This is a genomic window from Janthinobacterium saanense (assembly GCF_014200675.1).
Lineage (GTDB): Bacteria > Pseudomonadota > Gammaproteobacteria > Burkholderiales > Burkholderiaceae_D > Janthinobacterium.
The window spans coordinates 94,622-116,438 of the sequence record NZ_JACHCI010000007.1 but is presented as its reverse complement, the minus strand read 5'-3'; the positions used below and the strand labels follow the sequence as shown (position 1 = coordinate 116,438).

Here is a 21,817-nt window from a genome sequence, read left to right as displayed (position 1 = left end):
GTCCTTATTTTTTTGCGCTGGCGACTGGGAGCGTAACATTGCGTACCAGGTCGCCGTCGTTGAGGAAGCCGGCGCCATTGACGACGATGGTGGTATCGGCCGTGATGCCGGACAAAATCTCGATGCTGTCGGCCAGGCGCCGGCCCGGTTCTACCTTGATCTGGCTGACGCGCTGGTCGGCTTTCAGGCGGAAGACATAGCTGAAACCGTCGCGTATGGCGATCGCTTGCTGCGGCACGGTCAGTGCGTTTGACGCGCCCAGCGCAAAAGTGCCACTCGCATACATGCCGGCCTTGAATGGCGCGTTGGCGCCGGTGGATGCTGGCAGGTCTACGTAGACGAGGGCAGTACGGGATTGCGGATCAACGGTGGGGGCGATCATGCGCACCTTGCCTGTCAGGGCGCTGCCATTGGCGGCCGTCACTTCAGCCAGCGTGCCCGGTGTTAACTTCAGCAGTTCCGTGGCTGTCACTTCGGCGCGCCATTCCAGGCGGCCCTGGCGTATCAGGCGAAACAATTCCGTGCCGGCGCCCACCACCGAGCCGACGGTGGCTGAACGCGAGGAGATGATGCCGCTGTCGGGCGCCACCACCTGCGTGTATTTCAGGCGCAGCTCTTGCGTTGCCAGCTGGGCCTTGCTTGATGCAATGCGCGCATTGGCCGTCTGTTCAGCCGTCAGGTATTGCGTGATCTGCTGCGCGCTGATGGCGCCCGTGCTTTGCAGTGAGCGGGCGCGCTGCGCATTGGCGGCCGCCTCGGCGGCATTCGCCTGCGCTTCCTGCACCGCCGCCTTCGCTTGCGCCAGGTCGGCGTTCACCGTGTCGTTCGAGAACACGGCCAGCACTTGTCCGGCGCGCACCACGTCGCCCACGTTGACGCGCACTTCCGTCAGGCGCAAGCCATTCGATTCGCTGCCGATGACGGCTTCCTGCCAGGCGGCCACGTTGCCGTTGGCGCTCAGTTTGATGGGCAGGCTGGCTGGCTGCGGTTTGGCCGAGGTGACGGTCAGCGCCGGCTTTTGCGCGCTCTCCTTGCTATCGGTCGCCCTGGATGCTGGCGTGTACAGCGTAAAACCAGCGCCGGCCACTATGACAAGGGCGGCGAGGACGATGGCGATCGGTTTCAATGTCAGTTTTTTCATGGTGTTTGCGTCAGTTTTTTGCGGCCGGTCAGGGCGTGGTGGTGGTAGCCAGATTGCTGTTCCAGCCGCCGCCAGCGGCGCGGTACAAGGCTACCCAGGCGGTGCTGCGGTCGCGCTCCAGGGTGACGACGGTGTTTTCGGCGGCCAGGCGCGTGCGGCGCGCATCTTCCAGTTCGATCAGGCTGGCCAGGCCATTCTTGTAGCGGTCTTCAGTCGCCACGAACGACAGGCGATACCCTTCCAAAGCCGTTTGCGCATGGCTGCTGCGTTCTTCCGTGCTGCGCAGATTGAGCAGTGCTTCTTCCACTTCGCGCACGGCCTGGCGTACATCGGCGCGGTAGGTCAGCACGGCTTCGTCGTAGCGCGCAGCTGCCGCGTCGACCTGGGCCCGGCGGCGTCCGCCGTCGAAGATGGGCAGGCTGACCGCCAGCGGGCCAACACTCCAGGTGCTGGCCGTGATGCTGCTGCCGCCGCCGCGGAAATTGCCGGTGCCGATGGAACCGGTCAGGCTCAGTTGCGGGTAGCGCTGGGCCCTGGCGCCGGCCACTTCGAAGCTGGCGGCGGCCACGCTGCGCTCGGCGTTGAAGATATCGGGCCGCTGGCGCAGCGTTTGCGCCGGCAGCGCGGCAATCGGCACCGGTGCAGGCGCCACCAGCGGCGTCGCTGCCAGTTTCTGGCGCAGCGTGTCTTCGGGCATGGCCGACAGGGCTACCAGGGCCTGGATGGCGATATCGCAGCTGGTGCGCTGGTCGATGGCGCGGCTGGCGCCTTCGGCGGCGCTGGCGCGGGCCAGCGCTGCATTGGCCGGCGCTTCGAAACCGGCCCTGGCGCTCAGCTCTGTCAGGCGCGCCGAATCTGCGCGCGAGCTCGCGTCCTGTTCTGCCACGGCTTGCAATTGCTGGCAGGCGCGCAGCGCGTAATACTGCTTGGCCACTTCGGCGGCGACCGAGACGCGCGCATCGTGCCATAGTGCCTGCGCGCCTTCGTAGCGGGCCTGGGCCGCGTCGCGCGCTGCCCGGTTGGCGCCGAAGACGTCGATTTCCCAGCTAGCCTGCAAGGCCAGCTGAGAAGTAGTGCCGCTTGGCTGCAGCGATTGCTGGCTGGTGCGCACCACGCTGCCGCTGGCGTCCAGGGTGGGCGCCAGCGCGGCGCCGCTGGCGATGCGGTCGGCGCGCGACTGCACGATGCGCGTGTGGGCGGTGGCGATATCCGGGCTGGCTTGCTGTGCGTCGCTAATCAGTTCTACCAGCAGGCTGTCGCCCTGGCGCTGCCACCAGTTGGCCAGGTCGGCCAGATTGCCATGATGCGGCAGCGGCGTATGCCATTGCGGTGGTGTATTGCTGCTTGCCGCTGCTGGCGGGCCCTGCACGGCGCAGCCGCCCAGTGCCAGCAGCATGCCGGTGGCCAGCGCACCCTTGATCCTGTTCATGCCGATCCTTTTGCGGTAGTGCTTGCGTCGTTTGGTGGGGAGAGATGCAGGCGTTGCCGTTCCACTTCGGCCATCGCCAGCGCATAGTCGACCATGCGCGCCAGCCAGACCTGGGTAGCCTGCGGCGTTGCCAGCAATTGCGGCCGCAGCGCGCGCAGGACGTCGCCGGCTATCATCTGCTGCAGCGCCATCGCAGCGATAGAAAAGGCCAGCCGGTGCATATCGTCGCTGTCTTCGGGCGCGCCCAGGTGGCGCGCCAGCACGCGGGTCAGCGCCTCGTGTTCGGGACGGATATTCTGCTCGAACTCACGCGCCCACAAGCCGGTCGGCTCCAGCACTTCGCGGAACCACAGGCGCAGGCAGTCGCGCACCAGACCGCTCTGCAGCATGGGCGCCAGCAGTTGTGCATAAAAGCCTTCCAGGCTTAGCCGCAAGCTGAAGTGGGGCTGGTCGTAGCGGGCGATCTTGACTTGCGGATCAACCGCGTACTGGGCGAAAACAGCGCGGTACAGGCCAGCCTTGTCGCCAAAATAATAGCTGATGGCGGCCACATTGGTGCCGGCCGCCTGCGCCAGTTCGCGCGTGGAAGTATTGGCGTAACCCTGTTCGGCAAACAGGCGGATGGCGCTATGCAGCAAACGCTCGCGCGATTGCTCGCCATCGGAACGGGGCTTGCGCCCATCGTCGGCGCCTGGAGTGTGGGGATTATCTTTTTCTATCATGGCTGAGATTTAATCACATATCTCAAACGATTGATATAACTAAATCGTTTGATTTAGTTATTGTGATAAGGTCTTTGGTGTACAGGTAATAGCACCTGAGAAAACCGTCGCGAGCGGATTCAGGTGTGGCCGAGGAGCGGAACTGCACATTGCGTGCAGCGAGCACCGCAGGCTACAGACGACGACGCGCAGCAGGGTTGCTCAGGCGCCACCATAAAAAAAAGCCCGCTGGCCGGTAAGGGCGCGGGCTGAATCCAATGTTCGAGGAACGAATTGGAGGAGACATGAACACTATATCTCCAAAAATGGTGCAGTGCAATACGGTAAAACTACGGTGACGATTTGGCTAAAATATCAAAAAACTCATCTTGTTTTTTTAATGATCTCAGCTCTTGCCCGGCAGGGACAGGGTAAACGTGCTGCCGGAGCCGTAGTCGCTATGGAAGAGCAGGGTGCCGCCGATGGCGCTGGCCAGGTTCTGGCACAAATACAGTCCCAGTCCCGCGCCTTCCACGTGGCGGGTGGAGGTGGAGTCGAGCTGCGAGAAGGCCTGGAACAGCTTGGCCTGGTCTTCTTCCTTGATGCCGGCGCCACTGTCGGCGATGCTCATTTCCGTGATCTGCGCGCCGTCTTCCTCGCGCTGGGCCAGGCTGATGCGCACGCTGCCCTGTTCCGTAAATTTGATGGCGTTATTGAGCAGGTTGATCAGGATTTGCGTCAGCGCGCGGCGGTCCGTGTCGATCACGATGGCTTGTTCGCCCACGTCCACTTCCAGCGCCAGGCCTTTTTGCTGGGCCAGCGGGCGCAAGGTTTCCGCCACTTCGGTGATCAGCTCCTGGCAGGTGATGGCTTCGATCGACAGTGTCAGCTTGCCTGCCTCGATCTTGGCCACGTCGAGAATGTCATTGATCAGCGAGAGCAGATGGCGCGCGCTGGCGCGGATGGTGTTGAGCTGCTTGTCCTGGTCCGAGGTCAATGGTCCCGGCAGCTTCATCAGCAGCGCGCCGGTAAAGCCGATGATGGCGTTCAGCGGCGTGCGCAGCTCGTGCGACATATTGGCGATAAAGGCCGATTTCATGCGGCTGGCCTCGGCCAGCTCCAGGTTTTTCAGGGCGATTTCGCGGTTGGTGGTTTCCAGTTCGGCCGCATGGTGCGCCAGGCGCATATTGAGTTCGATGACCTGCCGTTCGCGCGCCTGCAATTCGCCATTGACCTGTACCGCCTGTTCATAGGTGGAGATCAGCAGGTCGAGGATTTGCTGGCGTTCTGCATTGATGAAGTGTTTCTGGTCTCCCAGGTAGAGCGCGATGCCGATTTCGACATTCTGGTTCTTGCGCAGCTTCTGGTTCATCAGCATGTGGCTGATGCGGTTGAGCAGATAGTCTTCCGCGTAGGGCTTGCGGATGAAATTGTCGGCGCCGCACTCGATGCCGCGGATGATGTCCTTCGGATCGTTGAGCGAGGTGACCAGGATGACGGGGATATCGCGCAGGGTAGGATCGGACTTGATGGCGCGGCACAGCTCATAGCCGTTCATTTCCGGCATGACAATATCGGACAGCACCAGGTGCGGCTTGCGCTCGCGGATAGCGGCCAGGGCCAGCTGGCCATTGGCGGCCACGCGGGCGTTGTAATGCAGGGACTGGATCAGGCGGCGCAGACGCTCCGCCTGGGTCGGACTATCCTCGACGATCAGGATCTCGATTTCGTCGGGCTTGATTTGGTTGTTGGAGTCCATCGACCTCTCCTGGAATGCAGGGTAATGATGCTGGCGCGCGGCTGGTGCGCAATATCGTCATCGTAAGACTATATCGGATTTAAGTCTGTAAAAGTAATATCCAGGTAACTATTTTGCCAGCCCTGCAGGTGGAACGATGGGCTGATTTTCGCCCTGGAACTGTCCAGCCCGGTAAGTAATCACCAGGGTGTCGCGATGGCCCTCGGGGCCGATTGGCTGGATGGGCGTCGATTCGTGGATCACGGTGGCGTCGTCCAGCAGCAGCAGCGACCATGGTTCGGTCAGGGTGAAACGCTTGCCATTCGGGCCATCTGCTTCGAAGATACGGGTTTCGCCGCCCTTGATATTGGCACGCCCTATCAGCAGCACGGCGACAAAATCGACGCCGTCGCGGTGCGCGCCTTCCGGGGTCGGGCGGCCGATGCCGTCCGTGGTATCGATGCGGAACTGGTGCGCCTCGATGAACCAGGGCTGGCTGCCGCGCACTTCGGAACAGGTATTGCCCAGTGCGCGTATCAACTGCTGCCAGGCCGCTTGCGCCGCGATGGCGGGTTCGACCGGTTCGAACAAGCGGTGCATGCCGCCGTGCAGGGCGTTGTATTCCACCGGCTGCCAGTGCGGGCGATGCGCCGTCTGTGTCAGCTTGTCGCCATCCTGCACGAAGCAGGAATGGCGCCGGCGGCGGTAACGGCCGCCATCCTTCAGGTAATTGTCGAGCGCCAGGCTATTCCAGCTCGATTCGAGTGCGCGCAGCGCAGCTAGCGGGCAGCCGGCCAGCGCCGCCACGTCCTGCGGGCGCAGCACGGCATAACCGTCATCGCGCAAGGCGTCCTTCAACTGGGACGGGTCGGTAAAGATCGGGGCGGAAGTGCTCATGTCGGTGCCGGCCGGAAGACGGCCGCTATCAAGTTGGTCCAGCCTGGCATTCTACGACTTGCTGGCGTTTCCTGTGCGGCGCCGATAAGAATTATTCTTGTTGGTTTAAAAATTCTTGACCAGGGTCAGGCGCAGGGAACGCGATTCCACGGGGTGGAAGTGGATATCGTCGACCGGCTGCGCTTCGCCGGGCAGGCGCGAGGCATAGTAGTAGTCGATGGCCGAGTCGCGCCGATTGCTCAGATTAAAACCTTCCAGCTCCACGCGCAAGCGCTTGTCGATCTGGTAAGCGAGGCGGCCATTCAAGCCCACGCTGGCCGATGAGCGCACGCTATTGTCTTCGATCAAAGGGCGTGGTCCGAAGTAACGCAGGCGCAGCGAACCTGACCACGGGCCTTGCGGCGTGACCGTCATGGCCAGCTGGGCCACGCCCTCGATGGCGCCGGGGATAAAGTCGCCGGCGACGTCATCACCACGCTCGCCGCGCGAGCGGGCGCGCGCATAGGCCAGGTCCAGGTCCAGCGACAGCCACTTGGCTGCCTTGTAGTAGCTGGAGAATTCCACGCCATAGCGGCGGCTGGGGCGGCCCGCCTCGGTGGCGCCGGCGTCGCCGACAAACAGCAGTTCCGAATCGAAGTCCAGGCGGTACAGCGACAAGCTCGTTTGCAAGCCCGGGATGATGGCGCTGCGCAGACCCAGTTCCAGGCCCTGCGAGCGCACCAGCGGCGTGACCTTGTCGACGGCTTCGCCCGTCTTCGGATCGACCCGGATGGTGGTGCCGCGCGCGTCGTTGCTATGAAAGCCGTTGCCGACGTTGGCATACACTTCGGTGTCTTGCCATGGCCCGGCGATGACGCTCAGGCTGGGGCTGAACAAATGGTCATTGGCCTTGCCTGAATTTTCCAGCCGGTCGCTGCGCACGTCGAAACGGTAGGCGTCGGCGCGTACGCCAGCCACCGTGCGCAGCCAGGGCGACCAGCGCGTGCTGTTTTCTGCATACAGGCCCAGGCTGGATTCGACGATATGGTCTTGCCGCGTGGTCGACAGTATTTGCCGCGCCTGCGTGCTGTACAAGCCATTGTGGATATTATCGTTTTGCAGCTGCAGGCCGATGGTGGTGTCGCTGCTGCCCGTTTCCGTATGGCGGTGCCAGGTGTGGCTGGCGTTCAGGCCTGAGGTCACGCGCCGGTCGGGCTGGGCGAACTGGTCGCCATGGATGGGATCATCGAGCACATAGGTGAAATTGGAAAACAGGCTCAGGCGATTGGCGATCACATAGGTGCTGACCTTGCTCGACATATCGTCGCCCGTGCGGCGCCAGGCGCCAGACAAACTGAAGCGCTGCGCCTTGCCGCCATCGCTCGGGTCTATCGTATCGTAGCGGCCCAGCGCCCCATCCTGCACTGCCCGCAGCGGTATCTGGTCGGTGGCGTTCCAGCTGGCGTCATAGGCCATCACCGTGATATTAAAACCGTTGTTGGCATACCCTTCGCTGTAGCGCAGCACGCCATTCATCTTGTGGTAGCGGTCCGGGTGCGTGAATGGGCCATCGTTGTGCTGCGTCTCGAGCGCGTACAGCAAGCTGCCGCGGCCCGCGTCGAGCGAGTCGGCCAGCAGGGCGCGGCGAAAGCCGTTCTGGCCCAGGCCCACGCTGGCGAGTCCTTGCGTCAGGCGGTTGGCATACACGACGGAGGCGGTGCCGGCCGAAGCGAAATCGCCTTCGGTGGCCGAATACGGTCCCTTCTTGTAATCGAGGCGCATCGCCAGTTCGGGGATCAAAAAGTTCAGGTCGGTCCAGCCCTGGCCATGCGCGTGGCTGCGCTGGTTGACGGGCATGTCGTCGACGGTGGTGCGCAGGTCGGTGCCGTGATCGAGGTTGAAACCGCGCAGGTAAAACTGGTTGGCCTTGCCTTCGCCGCTATGCTGGCTGACGATCAGGCCCGGCACCGCTTCGAGCAATTCGCCGGGACGGTAATTGGTGCGCGCTTCCAGCTGCTGCTGCGTGACGCTGCCGGCATTGGCCGAATCGGCCACGCCCAGCTGGTTCATGCGCGAGCCATCGACCAGCACCCGCTGGAAGATATCGTCGGCGTGGGAGAGTACAGGGCAGAAGAGGGTGGCGAGCAGGAAAGGCAGGTGGCGTGGCGTCATTACTTGATCGGCAGTTCGGTGTTTTGATGGTCGAAGAACAGGGTCTGGATGGCGCCGCTGTCCTGTACGTTGAGGGTGTTTTTCTGGCTGGGTAAAAAATCGATCAGCAGCTGGTTGTGGATGCGGGTGGCGGGCGCCAGGCGCGTGTGTTCGATCTCCTGGAAGATCACCACATTGTCTGCATCGACCTTGATGCCTATCCAGTTCAGGCGCAAACGCTTGCCATCGGGCGACGTGAGGTAGAACTGCTGGTCAACGTAGCGGCGCAGGGCCGCTTCGCTGTCTTCCTGGCCCAGGTCGAACTGGCGCTGGTACAGGTTCGCCAGCAGCGCTTCCACATCGTGGCCCGTGTAGGTGTGGACCACTTCCGTGCTGCCCGTGACGGCGTTGTAGCTGACGTCGGCGATACCCATATGGTAGTTATGGGCGCTGGCAGCCGTGCTGACGGCGACCAGCAGGGCTGCCGCCAGCCTGTGCCAGCTGCTCACGCCTCGTCATCCCTGGCGGCGCTGTGCTTGCCCTTGAGTGGCGTCTGGTAGTCGCGCATCAGATTATCCTTGGGCGACTTCTCGCTCTTGAACAGTTCCAGTCGCGATGGCGTGATCTTGCGTGGCCAGGCGTTATTGCTGGTGTCGATATCGGCAGTTTCCCAGTACGGGTCTTGCACCAGTCCCACCATCGGCTCATCGGTGACGATGATCTTGGTGATTTTCTTCGGCGTATAGCGCCATACTTCGGCCGGTACGCGCTCGATGTATTTCTTGCCGCTTTTCAGTTCGATTTCCAGGATCAAGGGCATCACCATGCCGCCCAGGTTGGAAAAGTCCACCAGGTACAGATGCTTGCCCTGTTTCAGCAAGTCTTTTTCCCACGATTCCAGCCCGGCTGCCGTTTCGGCGTAGCTGTTGCGGTCCTTGTTGGTGACGGTGTAATCGTCATGCTCGTTATAGAAATCCTTCAGCTCCGGGTGGGCGTCTACGCGGCGCGGCATGCCCTTGTTGTTGCGGTCCGTGACCGAGATAGGCTCGCCTTCTTTTTGCGCCTTCTTCCAGGCCTTTTCTATCTCCGGATTCTTGCTGCTCACGCCATACTCGGTGATGCCGTCGATGCTGATGTCGACCGGGTCGGTGGTGTAGAACCAGCCGCGCCAGAACCAGTCCAGGTCCGTGCCGGACGCGTCTTCCATGGTGCGGAAGAAGTCGGCCGGCGTAGGGCGCTTGAATTTCCAGCGCTGTGCATATTCCTTGAAGGCGTAGTCGAACAGTTCGCGGCCCAGGATGGTTTCGCGCAGGATGTTCAGGCCGGCCGCCGGCTTGGCGTAGGCGTTGTTGCCGAACTGAAGCAGCGACTCGGAATTGGTCATGATGGGCACCTGGTCGCGGCTACGCATGTAGTCGACGATTTCGCGCGGCTCGCCACGCGAGGCCGGGTAGTTTTCTTCCCATGCCTGCTGCGCCAGGTATTGCACGAAGGTGTTCAAGCCTTCATCCATCCAGGTCCACTGGCGTTCATCCGAATTGATGATCATCGGGTAGTAGTTATGCCCCACCTCGTGGATGATGACGCCGATCAGACCATATTTGGTGCGCTTGGAATAGCTTACGGCGCCCGTCTTCTTGTCTTTCACGGGGCGTGGACCGTTGAACGAGATCATCGGGTATTCCATGCCGCCCACCGGGCCGTTGACGGAAATGGCGGTCGGGTAAGGGTAGGCGATGCTGTACTTGTTGTACTGTTCGATGGTGTGCACAATAGCTTGCGTGCTGTATTTTTCCCACAGCGGATTGCCCTCTTTGGGATAGTAGGACATGGCCATCAGCTTGCTGTCGCCCTTGTTGTAGCCCTGTGCATCCCAGATGAACTTGCGGCTGGACGCCCAGGCGAAATCGCGCACATTGGCCGCCTTGAAGTGCCAGGTCTTTTGCGCGCGGCTGAGCGATTTTTCAGCTGCTTCCGCTTCCTTCTGGGTGACGATGATGACGGGCTTGTCGCTGGTGCGGGCTTTTTCCAGGCGCTCGCGCTGGGCAGCGGACAGCACATCCTGCGGATTTTGCAGCTCGCCCGTGGCGGCGATGATATGGTCGGCCGGTACCGTCAGCTGCACATCGTAGTCGCCGAATTCGAGCGTGAATTCGCCCGAGCCGAGAAACTGCTTGTGCTGCCAGCCGGTCACGTCATAGTAGGCCGCCATGCGCGGGAACCATTGGGCGATTTCAAACAGGGCGTTCTTGTCTTCGTCGAAGAATTCATAACCCGAGCGTCCGCCCAGTACTTTCTGTTCGTTGATGCGGTAATCCCAGTCGATCTGGAATGCCAGGTCCTGGCCCGGTTTCAAGGGCTGCGGCAAATCGATGCGCATCATGGTGCGGTTGATCACGTATTTCAGGGGCTGGCCGTCGGCGCCTTTCAGTGCGCGGATATTGAAGCCGCCCTGGAACTCGCGTCCGGCCAGGATGCCGCGCAAGCCTTCGAATTTCATGCCGTCTTCGCCCGTCTTTGCCCAGGCCTGGCGCGATGGCGCGGTCAGCATGCGGCGCGCGTCCGAATCGGGCTTGTAGATATTCTGGTCCAGCTGCACCCACAGATAGCTGAGCGTGTCGGGCGACTGATTGTGATAGGTAATCGTTTCGCTGCCCTTGATTTCGCGTTTGGCTTCATCGAGACTGGCACGTATCACGTAGTCGGCGCGCTGCTGCCAATAGGCGTGTCCCGGTGCGCCAGAGGCGGTGCGGTAGGTGTTCGGGGTGGGCAGCAGCTCTTCGAGCTGGCGGAACTTGTCGTCGAACGGTTCGGCGGCAAAAGCGGAAACGGTGAAACAAAGCGCCAGGCAGGCGACTGGGCCGAAAGAGATACGCATACTCACCCTGATTGTTGTTATAAAGAAATAGTGGCAACTATTCTAAACGCAGGGTGATACGCTTGTGCTATCAATTTGTAATAAAGAAAGGCGTTTTTCTATCCAACTTCCGACGGCGATGGTGGGGTTGCCGATCTGCCGGATTTTGCTTGGATAAAGTGCTGTTTTACTCACTTTTCATCAGATTGCCACGCAGCAGATCGAGTTGCTGTTTCATTTCTACAACTTGCTCCACCTTGCAGTGGCTGGCGTTCAATATGGCTTCGGGCAAGGTGGCCGCCTGCTCGCGCAACTGGTCCCCTTGTTCCGTCAGTGAAATGATGACCTGGCGTTCGTCGCTGGCGGCGCGCACGCGGCGCAGCAGGCCGGCCTGCTCCATGCGCTTGAGCAGGGGCGTCAGGGTGGCCGAATCGAGGAACAAACGTTCACCCACTTGGGAAACGGTCAGGCCGTCTTGCTCCCACAGCACCATCATCACCAGGTATTGCGAATACGTCAGGCCCAGCTTGCGCAAGAGTTTGCGGTAGAGCTTATTCATGGCCAGCGAGGTCGAATACAGGGCGAAGCACAGCTGATTGTCCAGGCGCGGTACCTGGTGCAGGGGATTGGGGGCAGTGTTGGTATCCATGTGCACAGTATATATAGTGCACTATTAGATTACAAGCGAGCTTGTTCTGGCTAAACGGTATCAGCGTGCTGGCTGACACCGTATGAAATGACGCAGTACAGGCGATGAACTGCAGCCTGGATTAGTCAGTTTGTCTGCTATGCCGCCGCTCGTGCTCAAGCAGCCATTGCTGGCGAACGAGCTTGCTGTCATGGGCGCTTAGCACTCGATGGCAGGGTACGACAATGGCCACACGGTTAGCGCCATGAGCGCTGGCTATTCTTTGCGTTGCTTGCGGCTGGCCCAGCTTCGCTGCCTGTTCTTCATGGCTGGCGCTACTGCCATAGGAAATAGCTTGCAATGCCTTCCAGGCGGACTGCTGGAAGGTATTGCCAGGGGTGTCGAGAGCTAACTCGAAGTGATGGCGGGTGCCCTCGAAGTATTCACCCAATTCGCGCTCGGCCTGCAGGGTGTGCTGATTTTCACCTGGCAGTATGCTTGCCTGTAGCAAGCTTTGTATATCCCTGAACTTGCTTTCCAGCACCTGGCTGTCGACAAAATCCAGCAGGCAGATGCCGCGCTCGCTGGCGCAGACAAACATCGGTCCCAAAGGCGTGGTGAAGCGCTGTAGGACGATGACACGGGCAGCGCTGGTCGGCGCGGCGCCGGTCAATTTTTTGACGGTGTAGCCGAAACCGCTCAGCGAGTTATAGCCATGATCGAAGGCGGTATCGGTCGCACGGCGCCCGCCCTTTAGCTCTTCCAGCGCGGTATTGATGCGCAAAGAACGCTGAAACGCCTGGAAACTCATGCCATGGTGCTGTTGGAACCAGCGTCGGATACGCTCCGGGCTCAGGCTGCGCTCCCTCAGATGGCGGTCGCTCAGGCGTTCCTTGGGGTGTTGGCGCACCCAGGCAATAGCTTCGGCGACATCGGGTGGGGCGGTGTGGGCGTTTTCACTGGGCTTGCATACCTTGCATGGCCGGTAACCGGCATCAAGTGCGTCCTTGAAGTCGGTGTAGAACACCACGTTTTCACGCTTGGGTTTGCGTGCCCTGCAGGTAGCGATGCAAAATACACCGGTGGTTTTCACGCCGACGTAGAAGATGCCGACGTGATCGGCTGCGCGCTCGATCAGCGCGCGGTAGTAGGCGTCGATGCGCTCGATATCATGGACCAGCATGGTCGAATACCGCCTGGAAGGATTGTTCGTTGCGCACGGTAGCATAAAGTTGTTGCAGGGTTTGCTGCATCCGTCCATGCAGGAAGTTACCCATGCTGATACGCTTGACTCCCAGCGCGGCAAGGCGGGCAAATCCTGGCAGGCCCGGCATGCACATCACATTCAGGGGCAACCATGTGTCAGCCACGATGGCGGTGATATCGGCTTCACTCACGAGGCCGGGCACGAACAAGCCGTCGGCCCCACTCATTGCATAACGCCTGCTGCGCACCAGTGTCTCCGCAAGGGCATTCGATAGGCCCAGCAGAAAGGTATCTGTGCGCACATTGAGGAATAAGCGTACGCCAGCCGCTTGCAAACCGGTGCGGATGGCATGCAAGCGCTGTGCAAAGACGGTACTGTCCAATAATTCACGCACGCCGTTGCGAACCATGCTGTCTTCCAGATTAATGCCGGCCACGCCTGCGGCAGCCAGTTTGAACAACTTGTCCAGCACCGCGTCTGCCGTTTCGCCATAACCGGCTTCCATGTCCACGCTCAGTGGCAGGTCGCTCACGGCGCGCAAGCGCAGCACCAGGGCATATAGCTCTGCAAAACTGATGCCCTCGCCGTCGGCATAGCCCAATATATCGGCGATCGCTGCGCTGGACGTGCCGATGGCGGCATAACCGGCGGCTTGCGCCGCGCGGGCGCTTGCGGCATCCCAGACGTTAGCTAATAACAGTGGTTCGGCTTGTTGATGTAATTGTGTGAAGTACATGGATGGCTCCTGGCTTGAATACGGCGCCAGTATGCATATCGGATCCATCACATCACAACCGAAAATCGGACGAGTATTTTTCTGCGCCGCCTGCAAGCTATCCCGGTAGATGAATACGCCCCTGCAGTGAGGTTCCCTAACGAGATAGCTTACTGGAGGAGGCTATGCGTAGCGTGCACGCAGCAGCTGCAGCATGGCCACGTTCTGTTCCCAGGCATCGGCTACCGGCTGCTGCGTGTAGGGCAAGGTCTGCAGATACGGCGCGGGGCCGAATTCCGGCGTGAACGTCATGCGTTCGGCGCCTGCAGCGCGGCGCAGCGCCACCACGGCATCCCACCAGGCCAGGTGGGCGTCCAATGCTGGCTGGGCTTCCGGCGCGCGGAAGTCGGCCACTTGCGGTCCTTGCGAGTGGCCTACGCGCGCATGGATATGGCGCACCAGCGGCAGCACTTGCGCCAGCGTCTGCGGCTGGTCTTCCAGCAAGGATTCGCAGGCACAGCACCAGTGCGACAAATCGGCCGTCAGCGGCAGCCCGGGAAACTGCGCCAGATACGGCAGCAGCAGCATCGGGTGGCCGCTGAAACGGCTGCGGTGGATTTCATGCACGATGGGCACGCCGTGTTTGGCCGAGATGGCGGCGGCCAAATCGATCAGTTCGGCGTTTTGCGCCTGCGTATAAAAATCCTTGCCCGTATGCGTGTTGACCAGCACCGGGCGCGCCTGGCAGGCGTTGTCCAGCAGTTCGGCCAGGGCGGCGCGGTGCGCATCAAAGTCGCTGTGGAACACGGTTTCCCATTGCGCGGCGATCAGCTCCAGGCCGGCGTTGGCGATGCGCGTGGTCCATTCTTCGCGCAGGGCGGCGTCCAGCGGCAGCGACATTTCGATGCCGTCAAAACCGGCCGCCAGCACCTTGTCGATAAACACTTGCGGCGCCAGCTCGTTATTGCCCCAGTGGGCGGCAAAGACCTGGATGCGCATCAGACGAAGCCCCGCACCGGGAACGAGGCATCGCGCTGTATCCAGTTATGTTTGGCGTAGTCGGTCTGGCCATCGGTGGCGTGCAAGGTGTAGGCGTGGCGCGAGACCGGCGAGCGGTTCGGCGCGCTGTAGTGGGGCAGCAAGCCATGGAAGCAGACCAGGGCGCCGGCTTTGACTTCCAAAGGCACGGCCGTGCTGTCGTCCGGCCATGGCGTGGCGTCGAGTTTTTCCACGCGCACGGCGTCGCCATCGCGCAGGAAGCGCTCGCGCAGCGGGCCGCGGTGGCCGCCCGGTTCGGCCCACAGGCAGCCGTTTTCCAGGGTGGCGTCTTCCAGCGCGAACCAGAAGGTGGTCACGCTGATCGGCGTGGTTTCAAAATAGGTGGCGTCCTGGTGCCAGCGCACTTCGCCGCCTATGCCTGGCTGTTTGAAGATGTACATCGATTGCCACACTTGCGCATCGGCCAGGCCCAGGTCACGCGCCACTTCGGCCAGTTTCGGGTCGCTGGAAAAGCTGCGGAAGACCGGGTCCAGGTCATGCATGGCGTGGCCGATCTTGTTGATCGACAGGGACTTGGCCTGTTTCAGCTGGCCGTCCGGGCCGAACGCTTCTTCTTCAAAAAAGCAGCGGATGGTGTTGTCGGAGGCGAGGAAATAATCGTTGGTGTTCTTGGCCTGGTCGCGCGTGGTGAAGATGGACTGGCTCAGGCCAGGGTCGAATTCGTTGACAATCTGTTCGGCGCGCGCGCGCAGTGCGGCGATCTCGTCGGCGCCCTTGAAGCCCGGCAGGATGATATAGCCATCGCGTTGATATTGTTCTTGTTGTGCAGTTGTCAGCATGGCGGCGGCTCCGAAGGATAGATAGAAGACGCCATTGTAGGATGCCGCGTTCCCGCAAACAATCATGCGGCGGTTGACAGATTGTCGCTGAAGCGAAGACAATCTTTGGTATGGATCAATTACGCGCGATGGAAGTGTTTGTGGAAGTGGCCCGCCAGCGCAGCTTTACGGCTGCCGGCCAGCGCCTGGGCCTGACGCGCGCCATGGTCAGCAAGACCATCATGCAACTGGAAGAGCGCTTGAATGCGCGCCTGCTGCACCGCTCCACGCGCGAAGTGAGCTTGACCGATGCTGGCCGCGCCTACCTGGCGCCGTGCATGGCCACCGTCAGCCAGGCGCAGGAAGCGGCGCGCATAGTGGCGCACGTGGCGCAGGTGGGCGCCGAGCTGGCCGGGCCGCTGCGCATCCAGGCGCCATCGAGTTTTGGCAGCGCCTGGCTGGCCGACGCTGTCGCCCGTTTCAGCCTGCTGCATCCGCAGGTGCAGGCCGAACTGTTTGTCGACGATGCGCTGCTCGACCCGATACGCCACGGTTTCGATCTGACGATCAGGGTCGGCGGCATCCCGGACAGCAGCGCGCTGGCCATGCGCCCGCTGGCGCCGTGCCGGGGCGTGCTGTGCGCCAGCCCCGCCTATCTGGCGCAATGGGGTATGCCGCAAACGCCGCAAGAGTTATTGCATCATCAGTGTTTGCATTTCAGCCACCTGACCGATGGCACGAACTGGCATTTCCAGCGTGTGCATGAAGGGAAAAGCGAGGAAATCAGCGTGCGCGTGCAAGCCGGTTTTACGGCCAACAATGGCCTGGTGCTGCACCAGGCGGCGCAGCGCGGCCTGGGCATCGTCTACAGCACTACCTTCCTCGCCTGGCGCAAGTTGCTCGATGGCAGCCTGGTCTCCGTGCTGCCCGGCTGGTCGCTGCCGCTCAATCATTTGAGCGCCCTGTACCCAGCCAGCCGCCAGTTGTCGCCCAAGGTGCGCGCGCTGATCGATTTCCTGGTGGCCGAATACCAGCCCGTGCCGCCATGGGATCGCGAACTGGCGGCGGCCGGCATGCTGGCGCTGGATTAGCTTGACGTTATGGAATGAAACGCGCTGTTTTCGCGGATAGGATCACAATGATTCTTTCTCTTCCGAAGACAGGAGTCATGCATGGCCAAAACTACCATCGCTGGATATCTCGCGCGGACGCTCGCCGCAGCGGGCGTGGAACGGATCTGGGGCGTGACGGGCGATAGCCTGAACGGACTGGCTTACAGCCTGGCTGAAGACAAGGCGATACGCTGGATGCATACCCGCCACGAGGAGGCAGCCGCGTTTGCGGCGGGCGCCGATGCGGCGTCGACGGGCCGCCTGGCCGTGTGTGCAGGCAGTTGCGGGCCGGGCAATCTGCATCTGATCAATGGCCTGTTCGATTGCCACCGCAATCACCAGCCGGTGCTGGCGATCGCCGCGCATATCCCTTCGACGGAAGTCGGCCTGGGCTATTTCCAGGAAACGCATCCACAGGAATTGTTCAAGGAGTGCAGCCATTACGTGGAGGTGGTGTCGTCGGCCGAGCAGTTCCCGCGCGTGCTGGCGCGCGCCATGCGCACCGCCATCGAGGAACGGGGCGTGGCCGTGATCGTGCTGCCGGGCGACGTGGCTCTGAGTCCCGGCCCCGAAGAAGCACCGGCCTGGGTACACAGCGCGCCGTCGCGCACCATGCCTGCCGAGGTGGACCTGGACCGCTTGGCGGCCATGCTGAACGATGCCGAAGCGGTGACCATCATGTGCGGCAGCGGCACGCAGGGCGCGCACGATGAAGTGGTGGCCCTGGCCGATATGCTGGGCGCACCGATCGTGCACGCCTTGCGCGGCAAGCAGTTCATCGAATATGACAATCCGTATGACGTGGGCATGACGGGCCTGATCGGCTTCAGTTCCGGTTATCACGCGATGATGTCTTGCGATACCTTGCTGCTGCTGGGATGTGATTTTCCTTACCGGCCGTTTTATCCCGCCGATGCAAAAATCATCCAGATCGACTGGAAGGGTTCGCAACTGGGCCACCGCGCACCGCTGGCGCTGGGACTGGTCGGCACGGTGAAGGAAACCGTGGCCGCCACCTTGCCCAAGCTGCAGCGCAAGACCGACCGCAGTTTCATCAACAACGCGCGCAAGCACTATGTCTCGGCGCGCAAGGGGCTCGATGAGCTGGCCACGCCGGCCGGTAAAGGGCGGCCGATCCACCCGCAATACCTGGCCAAACTGATCGACGACATCGCCAGCGAGGATGCGATCTTCACGGCCGACGTGGGTACGCCGACGGTGTGGGCTGCGCGCTACCTGACGATGAATGGCAAGCGCCAGCTGCATGGCTCGTTCAATCATGGCTCGATGGCGAACGCCATGCCGCAGGCGTTGGGAGCCCAGGGCGCGTTTCCGGGACGCCAGGTAATCTCGCTGTCAGGCGATGGCGGCCTGTCGATGCTGCTGGGCGATTTGCTGACGGCGCGCCAGCTTGATTTGCCGATCAAGATCGTCGTGTTCAACAACAGCCTGCTCGGTTTTGTGTCGATGGAATTGAAGGCGGCCGGCTATCTGGATGCCAATGTCGATCTTGCCAAGACCGACTTTGCGGCCATCGCCAGGGCCGCAGGCATCCATGGTGTGCGGGTGGAGGAATCGGAAGACGTGGAAGCGGCGTTGAGGGAGGCTTTCAGCCACCCCGGCCCGGCGTTGATCGATGTGGTCACGTCCAAGCATGAGCTGGCGCTGCCGCCGTCGATCGAGCTGGCGCAAGCCAAGGGATTCAGCCTGTTCGCGCTGCGCGCGATCATGAGTGGCCGGGGCGACGAGATCCTGGAACTGGCGCGTACTAATTTGCGGATCGCCGACTGACTGACCGTAGCGTAGCCGCTACGGTCATAATCAGGATTGACTGCTTAAGCCAGGCTCAGGCGCTTGGCTTCTTTGCGGGCGGCGGACAGGCGCGGCGCACCGGATGCGGCGCCCGTCTTGAACACGCCCATTGCCTGCGCCAGCGCACCGGCCTGCTGCTGCATGCTTTCGGCTGCCGCCGCCGATTCTTCGACCAGCGCCGCATTTTGCTGCGTCATCTGGTCCATCTGCGTGATGGCCATATTGACTTGCTCGATGCCGGCGCTTTGCTCGGCGCTGGCGGCGGTGATTTCAGCCATGATGTCGGCCACCTGCTGCACGCTGCTGACGATTTCGCCCATGGTCTTGCCCGCCTCGTCGACCAGCTTGCCACCTTGTTCGATCTGATTCACGGAGTCGACGATCAGGGTCTTGATTTCCTTGGCCGCACCGGCGCTGCGCTGGGCCAGGTTGCGCACTTCGGTGGCGACCACCGCGAAACCGCGCCCCTGTTCGCCGGCGCGCGCCGCTTCCACGGCCGCGTTCAGCGCCAGGATATTGGTCTGAAAGGCGATGCCGTCGATCACGCCGATGATGTCGGCGATCTTGCGTGAGCTATCCTTGATGCCATTCATCGTGCCGACCACTTGCTCGACCACGCTGCCGCCACGTCCGGCCACGCCGCTGGCCGTGATCACCAGCTGATTGGCCTGGCGCGCATTGTCGGCATTCTGGCGCACGGTGCTGGTCAGTTCTTCCATGGAGCTGGCGGTTTCTTCCAGCGAGCTGGCCTGCGATTCCGTGCGGTTCGACAGGTCGGCATTGCCGGCCGCGATTTCCTGCGCGGCCACGTTGATGGTGTCGCTCGAATGGCGCACTTCGCTGACCATGCCGGCCAGCTTGCCATTCATCTCGCCCAGGGCGCGCAGCAACTGGCCCGATTCATCGAGCGCGGTGCTGCTGACGGTGGACGTGAGGTCGCCATCGGCCACCTGGCGCGCCAGTTGCACGGCCGTTGCCAAAGGCACCGTGATCGACTTGGCCAGCAGCCAGGCGCAGACAAACACGAACAGCACCATCAGCACCGTCAGTGCCAGCATCAGGTTGCGGCTTTTTTCATAAATCTTCTGGATTTCTTCCGCGCGCAAGTTGATGTCGTCGCGCTCATACTGCAGCAATTCCTTGATCTTGCTGGCATAGGCCCTGGCGACCGGTGCATATTTGCTGTCGACCAGGGACGAAGCGCGCTCGGAATCACCCTGTTTTTTCAGCGCCAGCACTTCGTCGCGCGACGACAGGTATTGCTTGCGCAAGTCCATCAGCTCGGCCCAGATCTTTTTTTCTTCCGGCGTATCGATGGCCGGCTCGATCAGCTTTTGCAGCTTGGCCGAACCGCTGGTCGATTCAGCTACTTCGGCGGCAAAGAATTCGCCCAGCGAGTTGTCGCTGCTCTTGGCGATGGCCAGGCTGCGGCGGATGCCGGAATACACATACAGATACCAGTCGCTGATATAGCGTTCGCTGGCCAACGGCTCAGCCATCAATTGTTTGGTGGAGTCGGCGACCGCGCTCAAACGGGCGATGCCGATGCCGATCGCCAATAGCGAACAGAGCAGCACTACGGCAAAGCCCAGTAACAGGCGTTTGCCGATATTCATATTGTTGATCAAGCTGGGCATGACAATTTCTCTCCGGTTATCGTGTGGTGCTGCGTTTGATGTATTCAGTTCGATACATTCAGTTCGATGCAGTGTTGTTGATACTTGGTATGCGCTTTGTCCCACCGCGTGATGGCGGCAATGCTGCAGTGCGCTTGAATATATATTAAATAATTCCTTGTGGAAACTTTAATAAGCAGAGGAATAAACAGAGGAGGGAATTTGGCTGCCCGGATGTTGTTTGTATGTCAGTACAGAATCGACATCGTTGTCCGGGCAGCAAGAGGGGGAGTAATAGATGGTGCGTGGTGGTGACTGGAAGTTACACTTGCCAGCTGCCGTCCTGATAGACCCGTTCGTCGTCGAGGTAGACAGCTTCCGTGACGGCAAAGATGTCGACGTGGTAGCGCGCATCCTTGCGCTTGAATTGGGGCTTGGCATAGACGCCGTGCTTGGCGCCCAGCGACAGATGGATGCCGCACATGCGTTCATAGGTGCCGATGTCGTTGACCATCTGTTCGCGCGAAAACGCGCGGTTCATGCCGAAGCCCAGTTCGCGCACCCACACTTCGCCTTCGTGGGCGCGGATGATCTCCAGCATGTCCAGAAATTCCGGCGTGGCGTGCTCTGTGCCCGTGACCCGGCCTTTGGCTATGATCAGGGTGATCGGCGTGTCGGGCCGGTTGACCATGAATTTGGTATCGCCGAAAACATGGATGCGCACGCGGCCATTGACCGCTTCCAGGTCTTGCGCCTCCGTAAACACTTCGCCCAGCGGGAATTGGCCGCCGATATTGTTCATGCCGCTGTAGTCGCCGATATTGAGCTTGGCGCTTTCGAAAGGCGAGGCGAAGATCAGTTGCTCGCCGCCGCTGTCGACCATGCCGTGGCGGGCGCGGTCGATGCGTTCTTTCAAGGCATGGCCTACGCCCCGGTAATAAGCGGGGTCATACGCCAGCGAGGCGATGTAGTGCAAGCCTTGCACGCCGGGCATGCGCGACAGGTGTACGTGCTCGATCACTTTCAAGCCGCGCTTGAACAGTTCGATGCGGATGCGGAAGGCTTCCAGGCGGAAGCTGGTCGACTGTATCAAGACCACCAGGCTGCCGGCAGGCAATGCAGCAAACGCGGCCAGCACGGCTTCCGGCGTGACTTCGTCGAAATCGATGAAAGTGGCGTCCGGCAAGGCCAAACGATACGCCTCGGTCAGCACCACGTTGAGCCAGCTGCGCTTGTCGCAGACGACCAGCGCCGGCTCGTCGGGCCGGTGGCAAATCGCCATGGCCAGGGTGTCGGCCACATTTTGGGCGGCCACTTCGGTGGCGGCGGCGCTGATGGCGTCGAGGCGGCTGGTGTCGTTGCTGCCGTCGTTGCTGCGGTCTTGATCTTGGGGCGTCATGGGGAACTGTCGTCTGCAAATAGTCAACGCGCATTATAAGTGCAGATGCCAACTGGCCAGCAGATGCTGGATAGTCTTGTATAGTGCTTTTGGGCAATGTATGATTGCCACATCTATTAAGACATCGATAATAAAACCGGGCCGAGTGTGAAGCAATGAGCATAATTGGACAAGATATTCCCATGGAGCGTCCCGATGCGGATGGACGCGCAGCTGTGTTCGTGCCTGTCACGGGCGTCAAGGAAGATGTCTTGCTGGCCATACGCAAGGGCGCGGCCATCGTCGGCTTCGCCAATCACGACCGCACGATCACCGTGTACTTTGAAAGCAACCGTTTCGACGACCCGGTTCTGGCCAAATGGGAACACAAGGCGCGCAAGGCCTATGACAGGCTGATCGACAATGCGCCCACGGTGTCCAAGCTGACCACCAGCCTGGTGCACTTCGAGCAGATCGGCTATATCAATGGCAAGGGCATCACCATCCGCCGCATGGATAGCCTGAAGCGCTGGCTCAGCTATTCCGATGCGCTCGCCTCCTGCCCGGAAAACGAGATCGTGCCGCGCACGGTGATGCCAAAAGTCGATAGCGTCAAAGTGTAGTTTTTCTCCCCTGCTA

Annotated in this window: 18 protein-coding genes; 3 read left to right on the top strand and 15 right to left on the bottom strand. The window is 61.2% G+C overall.

Annotated features, from left to right (window positions below; genetic code table 11):
* Window positions 1–4 precede the first annotated feature (4 nt).
* The 13 genes from HDE72_RS12245 to HDE72_RS12185 all read right to left on the bottom strand — a co-directional run bounded on the left by HDE72_RS12245 (window position 5) and on the right by HDE72_RS12185 (window position 15,281).
* Window positions 5–1,141 carry an efflux RND transporter periplasmic adaptor subunit gene (locus HDE72_RS12245; RefSeq protein WP_183741132.1) on the bottom strand — a complete coding sequence of 379 codons (1,137 nt, stop codon included), beginning with the start codon at window positions 1,139–1,141 and terminating at the stop codon, window positions 5–7.
* A gap of 28 nt (window positions 1,142–1,169) precedes the next feature.
* A complete protein-coding gene (locus HDE72_RS12240; RefSeq protein WP_183741130.1) occupies window positions 1,170–2,570 on the bottom strand; it encodes an efflux transporter outer membrane subunit in 1,401 nt (466 codons plus the stop codon).
* Window positions 2,567–3,292, bottom strand: coding sequence for a CerR family C-terminal domain-containing protein (locus tag HDE72_RS12235; RefSeq protein WP_183741128.1), 726 nt, complete (start codon window positions 3,290–3,292; stop codon window positions 2,567–2,569). The genes HDE72_RS12240 and HDE72_RS12235 overlap by 4 nt, the downstream gene beginning before the upstream one ends.
* A 385-nt stretch (window positions 3,293–3,677) precedes the next feature.
* Entirely contained in the window at window positions 3,678–5,030 is a 1,353-nt protein-coding gene (locus tag HDE72_RS12230; protein WP_183741126.1) for a hybrid sensor histidine kinase/response regulator, read from the bottom strand.
* 108 nt (window positions 5,031–5,138) lie between these two features.
* Window positions 5,139–5,906, bottom strand: coding sequence for a 2OG-Fe dioxygenase family protein (locus HDE72_RS12225; protein ID WP_183741124.1), 768 nt, complete (start codon window positions 5,904–5,906; stop codon window positions 5,139–5,141).
* A gap of 105 nt (window positions 5,907–6,011) precedes the next feature.
* Window positions 6,012–8,057, bottom strand: a complete 2,046-nt coding sequence (locus HDE72_RS12220) for a TonB-dependent receptor (protein ID WP_183741122.1) — start codon at window positions 8,055–8,057, stop codon at window positions 6,012–6,014.
* Entirely contained in the window at window positions 8,057–8,545 is a 489-nt protein-coding gene (locus HDE72_RS12215; RefSeq protein WP_183741120.1) for a DUF6702 family protein, read from the bottom strand. Before HDE72_RS12215 ends, HDE72_RS12220 begins: the two co-directional genes overlap by 1 nt.
* Window positions 8,542–10,914, bottom strand: coding sequence for a M1 family metallopeptidase (locus HDE72_RS12210; RefSeq protein ID WP_183741118.1), 2,373 nt, complete (start codon window positions 10,912–10,914; stop codon window positions 8,542–8,544). Before HDE72_RS12210 ends, HDE72_RS12215 begins: the two co-directional genes overlap by 4 nt.
* 166 nt (window positions 10,915–11,080) lie before the next feature.
* A complete protein-coding gene (locus HDE72_RS12205) occupies window positions 11,081–11,542 on the bottom strand; it encodes a MarR family winged helix-turn-helix transcriptional regulator (protein WP_183741116.1) in 462 nt (153 codons plus the stop codon).
* Between the two features lie 121 nt (window positions 11,543–11,663).
* Entirely contained in the window at window positions 11,664–12,782 is a 1,119-nt protein-coding gene (locus HDE72_RS12200) for a bifunctional transcriptional activator/DNA repair enzyme AdaA (RefSeq protein WP_260176649.1), read from the bottom strand.
* A complete protein-coding gene (locus HDE72_RS12195; RefSeq protein WP_183741114.1) occupies window positions 12,691–13,464 on the bottom strand; it encodes an isocitrate lyase/PEP mutase family protein in 774 nt (257 codons plus the stop codon). Before HDE72_RS12195 ends, HDE72_RS12200 begins: the two co-directional genes overlap by 92 nt.
* A 162-nt stretch (window positions 13,465–13,626) precedes the next feature.
* Complete coding sequence (locus HDE72_RS12190; protein WP_183741112.1) at window positions 13,627–14,442, bottom strand: sugar phosphate isomerase/epimerase family protein; 816 nt, start codon at window positions 14,440–14,442, stop codon at window positions 13,627–13,629.
* Window positions 14,442–15,281: a phytanoyl-CoA dioxygenase family protein gene (locus tag HDE72_RS12185; RefSeq protein WP_183741109.1), complete on the bottom strand. Its 840-nt coding sequence runs from the start codon at window positions 15,279–15,281 to the stop codon at window positions 14,442–14,444. Before HDE72_RS12185 ends, HDE72_RS12190 begins: the two co-directional genes overlap by 1 nt.
* Before the next feature lie 110 nt (window positions 15,282–15,391).
* Between HDE72_RS12185 and HDE72_RS12180 the strand changes: the two genes are divergently transcribed.
* Window positions 15,392–16,351 (top strand): LysR family transcriptional regulator, encoded by a 960-nt coding sequence (locus HDE72_RS12180; protein WP_260176647.1) that lies wholly within the window; start codon window positions 15,392–15,394, stop codon window positions 16,349–16,351.
* An 81-nt stretch (window positions 16,352–16,432) separates the two neighbouring features.
* A complete protein-coding gene (poxB, locus tag HDE72_RS12175) occupies window positions 16,433–18,163 on the top strand; it encodes a ubiquinone-dependent pyruvate dehydrogenase (protein ID WP_183741107.1) in 1,731 nt (576 codons plus the stop codon).
* Between the two features lie 44 nt (window positions 18,164–18,207).
* On the opposite strand, the gene HDE72_RS12170 is transcribed toward poxB, so the two are convergent.
* Complete coding sequence (locus HDE72_RS12170; protein ID WP_183741105.1) at window positions 18,208–19,821, bottom strand: methyl-accepting chemotaxis protein; 1,614 nt, start codon at window positions 19,819–19,821, stop codon at window positions 18,208–18,210.
* 301 nt (window positions 19,822–20,122) lie between these two features.
* On the bottom strand, window positions 20,123–21,199 hold the full coding sequence (locus HDE72_RS12165; RefSeq protein ID WP_183741103.1) for a M29 family metallopeptidase: 1,077 nt from the start codon (window positions 21,197–21,199) through the stop codon (window positions 20,123–20,125).
* Between the two features lie 182 nt (window positions 21,200–21,381).
* Between HDE72_RS12165 and HDE72_RS12160 the strand changes: the two genes are divergently transcribed.
* Window positions 21,382–21,801 carry a hypothetical protein gene (locus HDE72_RS12160; RefSeq protein ID WP_183741101.1) on the top strand — a complete coding sequence of 140 codons (420 nt, stop codon included), beginning with the start codon at window positions 21,382–21,384 and terminating at the stop codon, window positions 21,799–21,801.
* Window positions 21,802–21,817: the final 16 nt, after the last annotated feature.

Bases quoted from the DNA above. Each gene is read 5' to 3' on its own strand.
- HDE72_RS12245 (WP_183741132.1), bottom strand. From the start codon at position 1,141: ATGAAAAAACTGACATTGAAACCGATCGCCATCGTCCTCGCCGCCCTT.
- HDE72_RS12240 (WP_183741130.1), bottom strand. From the start codon at position 2,570: ATGAACAGGATCAAGGGTGCGCTGGCCACCGGCATGCTGCTGGCACTG.
- HDE72_RS12235 (WP_183741128.1), bottom strand. From the start codon at position 3,292: ATGATAGAAAAAGATAATCCCCACACTCCAGGCGCCGACGATGGGCGC.
- HDE72_RS12230 (WP_183741126.1), bottom strand. From the start codon at position 5,030: ATGGACTCCAACAACCAAATCAAGCCCGACGAAATCGAGATCCTGATC.
- HDE72_RS12225 (WP_183741124.1), bottom strand. From the start codon at position 5,906: ATGAGCACTTCCGCCCCGATCTTTACCGACCCGTCCCAGTTGAAGGAC.
- HDE72_RS12220 (WP_183741122.1), bottom strand. From the start codon at position 8,057: ATGACGCCACGCCACCTGCCTTTCCTGCTCGCCACCCTCTTCTGCCCT.
- HDE72_RS12210 (WP_183741118.1), bottom strand. From the start codon at position 10,914: ATGCGTATCTCTTTCGGCCCAGTCGCCTGCCTGGCGCTTTGTTTCACC.
- HDE72_RS12205 (WP_183741116.1), bottom strand. From the start codon at position 11,542: ATGGATACCAACACTGCCCCCAATCCCCTGCACCAGGTACCGCGCCTG.
- HDE72_RS12200 (WP_260176649.1), bottom strand. From the start codon at position 12,782: ATGGACGGATGCAGCAAACCCTGCAACAACTTTATGCTACCGTGCGCA.
- HDE72_RS12195 (WP_183741114.1), bottom strand. From the start codon at position 13,464: ATGTACTTCACACAATTACATCAACAAGCCGAACCACTGTTATTAGCT.
- HDE72_RS12190 (WP_183741112.1), bottom strand. From the start codon at position 14,442: ATGCGCATCCAGGTCTTTGCCGCCCACTGGGGCAATAACGAGCTGGCG.
- HDE72_RS12185 (WP_183741109.1), bottom strand. From the start codon at position 15,281: ATGCTGACAACTGCACAACAAGAACAATATCAACGCGATGGCTATATC.
- HDE72_RS12180 (WP_260176647.1), top strand. From the start codon at position 15,392: ATGGATCAATTACGCGCGATGGAAGTGTTTGTGGAAGTGGCCCGCCAG.
- poxB (WP_183741107.1), top strand. From the start codon at position 16,433: ATGGCCAAAACTACCATCGCTGGATATCTCGCGCGGACGCTCGCCGCA.
- HDE72_RS12170 (WP_183741105.1), bottom strand. From the start codon at position 19,821: ATGCCCAGCTTGATCAACAATATGAATATCGGCAAACGCCTGTTACTG.
- HDE72_RS12165 (WP_183741103.1), bottom strand. From the start codon at position 21,199: ATGACGCCCCAAGATCAAGACCGCAGCAACGACGGCAGCAACGACACC.
- HDE72_RS12160 (WP_183741101.1), top strand. From the start codon at position 21,382: ATGGAGCGTCCCGATGCGGATGGACGCGCAGCTGTGTTCGTGCCTGTC.